This is a genomic window from Pseudomonas sp. GW823-FHT02C05, from assembly GCF_058797595.1.
Genome location: NZ_JBXAJU010000001.1, coordinates 102,524 through 109,722 on the forward strand (window position 1 = coordinate 102,524; position 7,199 = coordinate 109,722).

Annotated in this window: 1 protein-coding gene; it reads left to right on the plus strand. The window is 69.8% G+C overall.

The features are described 5' to 3' along the window. Positions 1 to 516: 516 nt before the first annotated feature. Positions 517 to 6,882 carry an orfamide A non-ribosomal peptide synthetase OfaA gene (gene ofaA, locus AC1RGE_RS00660; RefSeq protein ID WP_492583002.1) on the plus strand — a complete coding sequence of 2,122 codons (6,366 nt, stop codon included), beginning with the start codon at positions 517 to 519 and terminating at the stop codon, positions 6,880 to 6,882. Positions 6,883 to 7,199 lie beyond the last annotated feature (317 nt).

The window sequence follows — 7,199 nt, forward strand, 5'->3', positions numbered from 1 at the left end:
CCTGATCCAGTTCCCGGGCGTTGATTTAAGCCTATGGCTTTGCCTGGCGTCTGTAGGGGGGAACCGGGACATCATGGCCCTGCCAGGGCCTCGCCAAGGCTCTGGGTCAAGCCCTTGCGACGGCCCCGTCGCCCCTGCCGGCGGGGTGTTTCCCGGCGTCAAGGTTGCCCGAGGGGCAAGCCTGCGGTGGAACGCAAAAGCCCTCCGCCAGGCCATGAGCGTCGTTCACGCGTAGCCAATTTCCTACAGCCGATTCAGCTGATCAGCAGAGCCGCTGCAACAGCCCGGCGCGGTGCTGCCCGAGATGGCCGACCGGGGCCGGAACTGTCCGGGTTTCGGGTGACATACAGGCCCTGGGGCCGATGCTTAAATCCGCGGACGCCAGTGCCCGGGCCCATCACATGAGAAGGATCTTATGACGCATTTTTCCGCCGCAGCCGTGGGCGCTTTCGTCGCGCCAGTCACCCCAGCCAGCCACTGCCCGCCATGGGCCGGGCACCCCGCCCGGGGGCGCGCATGAACGCCGGCCCGGTACAGGCCCGGGGCCTGCCGCTGACCGCCGGACAGCGCGATATCTGGCTCGACCAACTGAGCCGGGGCGACTCGCCGCTGTACAACATCGGCGGCTATGCCGTGCTCAAGGGGCCGTTCCGGCCCGAGCTGATGCAGCGCACCGTGGAGCTGCTGGTGGACAAGCACGACGTGCTGCGCACCGTGCTGTCCCTGGAGGGCAGCGTCGACGGCCTGCCCTTGCAGCACTTCGACCGGCAGTGGCCGGTGGAGCTGGTGTTCCATGACCTGTCCGCGGCGGCCGATCCGCTGGCGGCGGCCCAGGCGCAGATCCGCCGGCAGATGCAGCAGGCGTTCAAGCTCGACGGCGAACGGCTGTGCCGCTTCTCGCTGTTCCGGGTGGGCCCCGAGCATCACCTGATGGAAGTCGAGGCCCATCACCTGATCCTCGACGGCTGGGGGTTCGCCCAGCTGTCCCAGTCCCTGGGCGGGCTCTACAGCGCCCTGGCCAGCGGCGAGGAGCCCCAGGCCACGGCGCCGTCCTTTGTCGACTTCATCGAGGACGACGCCCGCTACCACCAATCCAGCCGCTATGCCCGGGACCGTGACTACTGGCTGGACAAGTACCAGAGCCTGCCGGAGCCGGTGCTGCGCCCGCGCTACTGGCCCGCCGCCGACGCCGCGACCCCGGGGGCGACCCTGGTCCAGGCGTTCCCCGCGGCCTTGCACGAACGCATGAAGGCCCTGGGCAAGAGCACCGGGGCCTCGGCCTTTCATGTGCTGCTGGCGGCGCTGCATGTGTACTTCACCCGCACCCTGCAACGGGACGAATGGGTCCTGGGCATGCCGGTGCTGAACCGCCCCAATGCGGCCTTCAAGGTGACCCTGGGTTCCTTCACCCAAGTCAGCGCGGTGCGCATGGACTTCGGCCGCGAACTGAGCTTCGAGGCCCTGGTGGGGGCGGTGCGCGATGTACTGAAACAGGACTTCCGCCACCAGCGCTTTCCCCTGAGCGAACTCAACCGCGCCCTCGGCCTGCTGCGCGAAGACCGCGCGCAGCTGTTCGAGCTGTCGCTGTCCTACGAATTGGAAGACCTGGACTACCGCTACGGCGAGGCGGCGGCCTCGTCGGTGAAAGTCTCCAACCGCCACGAGCCCACGCCCCTGGCCATCCACCTGCGCAGCAACAGCTTCGATGACAGCGCCTGGATGCACTACGTCTACGACTCGGCGTATTTCCAGCCCGAGGAAATCGAGGCCCTGGCCGCGCGCCTGCTGCATGTGCTGGAGCAGGGGCTGGACAATGTGCAACTGCCGGTGGCCCGCTTCTCCCTGCTGCCTGCCGCCGAGCTGCGCCGCTTGCAGGCCTGGAACGCCAACGAACAGCCAGCCGCCGCCGAACAGCGGATTCACGCCCGGGTCGCGGCCTGGGCCCGGCGCACGCCCCAGGCCATTGCCCTGGTCGCCCAGGGCCAGGCCCTCAGCTATGAACAGCTCGACCGCCGGGCCAACGCCCTGGCCCTGCACCTGCGCGAGCTGGGAGTGGGGCCGGATGCGCGGGTGGCCATTGTCGCCCGGCGCAGCCCGGAAACCCTGGTGGGGCTGCTGGCGATTCTCAAGGCCGGCGCGGGCTATGTGCCCCTGGACCCGGCCCATCCGGCTGAGCGCCTGGCCTTCCTGCTGCACGACAGCGCACCGCGGGCGGTGTTGACCCAGGGCGCCCTGCGCCAGTGCCTGCCGACGCTGAACGTGCCGCTGATCGACCTCGACAACGGCCAGTGGCTGGACGGCCCGGGCGAGATTGCCGAGGCCGCCGGGCTGACCGCGGAGCACCTGGCCTACGTGATCTACACCTCCGGCTCCACCGGCCAGCCCAAGGGCGTGATGGTGGAGCACCAGAGCCTGTCGAACCTGGTGGACTGGCATGGCCGGGCTTTCGACCTCCAGGCTGGCAGCCACACCTCATGCCTTGCCGGTTTCGGCTTCGATGCCATGGCCTGGGAAGTCTGGCCGGCCCTGTGCGCCGGGGCGACCCTGCACCTGGCGCCGGTCAGCGACGGCCCCGAGGAGCTGGACCGCCTGCTGGCCTGGTGGCGCGCCCAGCCGCTGGAGGTGAGCTTTCTGCCGACCCCGGTGGCCGAGTACGCCCTCAGCCAGCAACTGGGCCACCCGACCCTGCGCACCTTGCTGATCGGCGGCGACCGCCTGCGCCAGTTGCCTGCTGACCCCGGGTTTGCCGTGATCAACAACTACGGCCCCACCGAGGCTACGGTGGTCGCCACTTCCGGTGCCATCGAGGCCGGGCAGGCCCTGCATATCGGCCGGCCCATCGCCAATACCCGGATCTACCTGCTGGATGAACAGCAGCAACTGCTGCCCATCGGCGTGCCCGGCGAGCTCTATGTGGGCGGTGGCGGGGTGGCCCGGGGTTACCTCAACCGCGATGGGATGAATGCCGGACGCTTCCTTGCGGACCCCTTCAGCGACCGTCCCGGCGCGCGCATGTACCGCAGCGGCGACCTGGCTCGCTGGCGGGAGGACGGCAGCCTGGAATACCTGGGGCGCAACGACGATCAGGTGAAGATCCGCGGCCTGCGCATCGAGCTGGGGGAAATCGAGACCCGCCTGGGGGATCACCCGGCAGTGCGCGAGGCGCTGGTCCAGGCCCGGGACGGCCAGTTGCTGGCCTGGTTCATTCCGCGCCAGGCGGTCACGGCCCTGCAACTGCGGGAATTTCTGCGCCAGCAGTTGCCGGAGTACATGTTGCCCATGGCCTACGTACCGCTCGACGCCTGGCCGCTGACCGGCAACGGCAAGCTGGACCGCCGGGCGCTGCCGGCGCCGGGGCCCGAGGACCTGATCAGCCGCGCCTACGAGGCGCCCCAGGGCCCGCTGGAAATCACCCTGGCCGGGCTCTGGAGCGAGCTGCTGCAGGTGGAGCAGGTGGGCCGCCACGATCACTTCTTCGAACTGGGCGGGCATTCGCTGCTGGCCCTGCAACTGATCCAGCGCATGGCCCAGGCCGGCCTGCAGGCCGATGTGCGGGTGCTGTTCGGCCAGCCGACCCTGGCCAGTCTCGCTGCGGCGGTGAGCACCGGGCAGGTCGTCGAGGTCCCGGCCAACCGCGTCCCGCCCGACTGCCAGCGCATCACCCCGGCGATGCTGCCCTTGGTGGAGCTGGACCAGGACAGCATCGACCGGGTGGTGGCCTGCATCCCCGGCGGCGCTGCCAATGTGCAGGACATCTACCCCCTGGCGCCGTTGCAGGAGGGCCTGCTCTATCACCACATGACCGCCGCCCGCGATCCCTACCAGCAGCACGCGCTGTTCGCCTTCGCCGGGCGCGAGGACCTGGACGCCTTCGCCCTGGCGCTGCAGGCAGTGATCGAGCGCCACGACATCCTGCGCACCAGCCTGGTCTGGGACGTGCTGGAGCAGCCGCTGCAGGTGGTCTGGCGCCACGCCCGGCTGACGGTGCAAGAGTGGCAGGCCGGGCCCGGCGGCCATGTAGCGGAGCGCCTGCGCGAGCACTTCGACCCGCAGCACAACCCGCTGGATATCCGCCAGGCGCCGATGCTGGCCCTGGCCTGGGCCGAGGACCGGGCCAATGGGCGCTGGATCGGCCTGCTGCGCTTCCATCACCTGGTCAACGACGCCACCAGCACCGCGGTGCTGCTGGCGGAAATCGCCGCCCATGTGCAAGGCCGGCAAGCCAGCCTGGCGCCGGCCTATGCCTACCGTGACTACGTGGCCCGCACGCGCCTGGGGCAGGCCGCCCACAAGGCGTTCTTCGAGGCCGGCCTGGGCACGGTGGACGAGCCGACCCTGGCCTTCGAACTGCAGGAACGGCCCGGGGAACAACTGGACCTGCAGCACGCCAGCGGCCTGCTGGAAGCCGAGCTTGGCCAGCGCCTGCGGACCCAGGTGCGCCAGCTCGGGGTCAGCGCCGCCAGCCTGTTTCACCTGGCCTGGGCCCTGGTACTGGGGCGTACCAGCGGCCGTGAGGACGTGCTCTTCGGCAGCGTATTGCTGGGCCGCCTGCAAGCCGGGGCGGGGGCCGACCGGGCCCTGGGCATGTTCATCAACACCTTGCCACTGCGCCTGGAGCTGGCGGGGCTGACGGTGGCCGAGGGGCTGGGCCAGGCCCAGCAGCGCCTCAGTGCCTTGCTCGCCCACGAGCAGGCGCCGCTGTCCCTGGCCCAGCGCTGCAGCGCGGTGGCGGCGCCGACCCCGCTGTTCAATGCCTTGCTCAACTATCGCCACAACCTCGGCGGCGACCTGTTGCAGGGTTTGCCTGGGGTCGAGTTGCTGAGCAGCGAAGAGGTGCTCAGCTACCCGCTGATGCTGGCGGTGGACGACCTGGAACCGGGTTTCCGCCTGGGCTGCCGGGCCCCGCGGCGGATCGGCGCGCAACGCCTGCTGGGCTACCTGAGCACCGCTCTCGAAGCGCTGGTGCTGGCCCTGGAACAGGCGCCGCAGACGCCGTTGCACAGCCTGTCGATCCTGCCGCCGGTGGAGTCGCGCTACCTGCTGCAAACGCTCAATGCCACCCGTTCGCAATACCCGCGGGAGCTGACCCTGCATGCCCTGTTCGAGGCCCAGGTGCGGCGCACGCCCGAGGCCATTGCACTGCAGGCCGGCGCGCGGCAACTGAGCTACCGGCAGCTCAACCAGCGCGCCAACCAGCTGGCCCATTACCTGCGCGAGCAGGGTGTGGGGCCGGATGTGCGAGTCGGGCTCTGCGTGCAGCGCAGCCCGGAACTGCTGATCGGCCTGTTGGGCATCCTCAAGGCCGGCGGTGCCTATGTGCCCCTGGACCCGGACTACCCGCTGGAGCGCCTGCGCTACCTGGTGCAGGACAGCCAGCCACTGGCGGTGCTGGTGCACCAGCCGACCCGCGAGCTGCTGGGCCCGCTGCCCCTGTCGCTGATCGACTTCGACCGCAGTGCCTGGGAGCAGGCGCCGCAGCATGATCCCGTGGTGGCAGGGCTGACGGTTTCGCACCTGGCCTACGTGATCTACACCTCGGGTTCCACCGGTACACCCAAGGGGGTGATGGTGGAGCACCGCGGCCTGGGCAACTTGATGCACTGGAGTTCGCAGCTGTGTGGCGAGCGGGCCCGGGGCACCCTGCTGCAAAAGGCGCCGTTCAGCTTCGACGGCTCGGTCTGGGAGCTGTTCTGGCCCCTGGTCACGGGCATGCGCCTGTTGCTGGCGCGGCCCGACGGCCAGCGCGATCCGCTGTATCTGGCGCAATTGGTGCGCGAGGAGCAGGTGAGCATGATCAAGTTCGTGCCGGCCATGCTCCTGCAATTTCTGCAGCTGGAAGAGGCCGGCCAGTGCCACAGCCTGACCGATGTGTTCTGCGGTGGCGGCGAGCTGACCGAGGCGATTGCCCGGCTGTTCCGCCAGCGCCTGCCCGGAGCCCGTTTGCATAATGTCTACGGCCCCACCGAGGCCACCGTGGACAGCAGCGCCTGGACCCTGGAGCCCGGGGCAGCGGTGCCGCCGGTGCAACTGCCGATCGGCAAGGCTATCACCAACACCCGGCTGTATGTGCTGGATGCCCATGACCAGCCGGTGCCCCAGGGCGTCAGCGGCCAGCTGCACATTGGCGGGGTCGGGGTTGCCCGGGGTTACCTGGGCTTGCCGCAGTTGCAGGCCGAGCGCTTTATCGACAGCCCCTTCGTCGCCGGCGACCGGCTGTACCGCAGCGGTGACCGGGTGCGCTACAACGCTGACGGCGACCTGGAGTTCCTCGGGCGCAACGACTTCCAGGTCAAGCTGCGGGGGTTGCGCCTGGAGCTGGGGGAAATCGAGGCGCGGCTGGCCAGCCACCCGGCCCTGCGCGAGGTGGCGGTGCTGATGCGTGGCGAGCGCCTGGTGGCCTATTTCAGCCTGCACCCCGGGGTGGCGGCGCCGGGGATCGAGGCGCTGCGGGCCCATGTCCTGGAGCGTCTGCCGGAGTACATGGTGCCGGCAGCCTATGTGCAACTGGCGGCGCTGCCCCTGAGCGCCAACGGCAAGCTGGCGCGCGATGCACTGCCGGAGCCGGGCCTGGAAGCGGTGCTGAGCCGCGATTTCGAGCCGCCCCAGGGGCCGCTTGAAACCACCCTGGCGCGGCTCTGGGCCGAGGTGCTGCAAGTGGAGCGGGTAGGGCGCCACGACCACTTCTTCGAACTGGGCGGGCATTCCCTGCTGGCGGTCAGCCTGGTGGCGCGGATGCGCCAGGAAGGCCTGCACGCCGATGCCCGCCTGTTGTTCAGCCAGCCGACCCTGGCGGCGCTGGCGGCCCATACCCTGGGCCAGTTGCAGCGCCTGGAAATCCCCGCCACCACCATCCCCCAGCTCAAGCGCCAGCGGCGTCTCTGAGGCCGCTGCAAGTGCTTTTCCCCGCGCCGGCCCCAGGGCCGGCGCGGGCCGTGGTGCCTCAGCGGGACAGGCCCCGCGCCATGTCCCGGCTTCCCATGTCAGCCCCGCTGCGGCGGATGTTTTAGCGTCTGCGAGCTGCCAGCAAGCCTGGCGGGCTCACTGTCCCTGGTGCTTTTTGCGCAACGGCGCGACAGCCCCGCGCGGTGCCTGGCAGCGGCGCTTGTCGCCCGTCCGGGCAGCGGGGCGCCGGTGAAAGGTTGCATCTGAAACAAGGACGTTCTCTTCAACCGTTTCCGAATTCTCAGGCAGGTTACAAG

Bases quoted from the DNA above. Each gene is read 5' to 3' on its own strand.
- ofaA (WP_492583002.1), top strand. From the start codon at position 517: ATGAACGCCGGCCCGGTACAGGCCCGGGGCCTGCCGCTGACCGCCGGA.